Below are 1,580 nucleotides of genomic sequence, written 5' to 3' on the forward strand. Positions count from 1 at the left end.
GGCTTAGCCGTAAAAGGTCATCGCCCGACCGGTTTCGTCCAGAATCTGGTATTGAGGTTCTGTGCGATTTCCGTAGTTTCTTGCGAGGTTTGAAGACGCGAGAGGGGCCCATGACAGCATCGACACTCAGCTTTCGACTCTCTGTCCTGTTCATCATTGTCGGCATTTCCATGGGCATCGGGATGGCAGCCTCCCAAGACCACTCCATCATGCCAGCGCACGCTCATCTAAATCTGCTCGGATGGGTGTCGCTCTTCCTGTTCGGCATCTACTACGAGCGGCGTCCAGCCCTCGACGCGAGCCGTGCGGCCCTGTTCCAGGTTGGTCTCTGGGCGTTCGCGACGGTCATCCTGACCGCGGCCGTTGCCGCTATTCACCTCGGCTATACGGCTGCAGATCCTTTCGCGGCGGTCGCATCACTGCTCGTGCTCGCGGCAGCGTTGATGTTTGCCTATTTCGTTTTCCGCCAAGGCTCAGCAGCGGTACTCGACCGGACCAAACGCTTGACGCCGGCGGAATGAACTCTGCGAGTGACTGAGCACCCACGCAACTCGATTGCTGCTGCGGCTATCGAATCTGGGGTTAGGCGCGACGCTATTGAGATGAATGACGATTTTGACCGCGAACGGTTCGTGTTGCCCAGGACCCGGTTTACGAGCACGCAAGGTCGCGCCCGGTGAAGCCGAGCGCGGTATTATGGTTTGCGGCACGGGCGTTGGTGCTTCGATCGCCGCGAACAAGATGAAAGGTATCCGCGCAGCCGTCTGCCATGACATCCATTCAGCGCATCAATCGGTGGAACAACGTCATGTGCATTGGCGCGCAGATCGTGGGACCTTGGCTCGCTCAGGACCTGATTTCGTCGTATCTCACCGCGACATTCTCCACCGAGGAAGAATTTCGGCGCCGCGTGGAAAAACTTCACGTCATGGATTCTGAAGGTTAGCATCGACGCGCGACCTCAATTGAAACGTCTGGGAATGAATCTCGCATGATCCTGGTCTTCGGTTCGATCAACGTCGACTTGGTCGCTCGCGTCGCGGAAATTCCACGTCCGGGCGAAACTGTGTTGTCCGCGCGTTACGACCAGTTGTTCGGCGGGAAGGGGGCCAACCAAGCCGTCGCTGCGGCTCGCGTCTCTTATCCGGGGACGGTAGCCATGGCTGCCCGGGTCGGCGACGATCCATTCGGGATAACCGCGCGGGAGAACCTTAAGCTCAACGGGGTTGCCGTCGATGCCGTCGAGACTGGAGCGGAGCCAACCGGTTGCGCGTTCATTACGGTCGATCAAAGGGGTGAGAACGCCATCACGGTGGCGAGTGGAGCGAACTCCGCCCTGGGCGCGACGGCAATCGATTCCACAGCAGTCAATGAGTCCACGGTCGCCGTGTTGCAGATGGAGGTGCCCTTTCAAGAGGCTCTGATCGTGGCACGTACCGTCCGGGCGGCGCGCGGTCGGGTGGTTTGGAACTTCGCGCCGGCCCCTCCCGGCTTCCCGAAATCCGATCTCGTGGCCCTATTAGGCGCGACCGATGTTTTCGTGGTCAATGAACATGAGGCCCTGGCTGCCTCATCCATCC

The 1,580-nt window shown here is 59.7% G+C and carries 2 protein-coding genes and 1 pseudogene; all 3 read left to right on the forward strand.

Annotated features, from left to right (window positions below; all coding sequences use genetic code 11):
• The first annotated feature begins 110 nt into the window (after positions 1-110).
• Positions 111-521 (forward strand): hypothetical protein, encoded by a 411-nt coding sequence (locus tag AC1DT3_RS20565; RefSeq protein ID WP_477467061.1) that lies wholly within the window; start codon positions 111-113, stop codon positions 519-521.
• A 175-nt stretch (positions 522-696) separates the two neighbouring features.
• Positions 697-946, forward strand: a pseudogene (locus AC1DT3_RS20570) (RpiB/LacA/LacB family sugar-phosphate isomerase).
• Positions 947-991: 45 nt separating this feature from the next.
• The coding region (locus AC1DT3_RS20575) for a PfkB family carbohydrate kinase (RefSeq protein ID WP_477467062.1) at positions 992-1,580 on the forward strand (589 nt) is incomplete at its 3' end.

Source organism: Microvirga sp. P4_G7 (assembly GCF_056401005.1).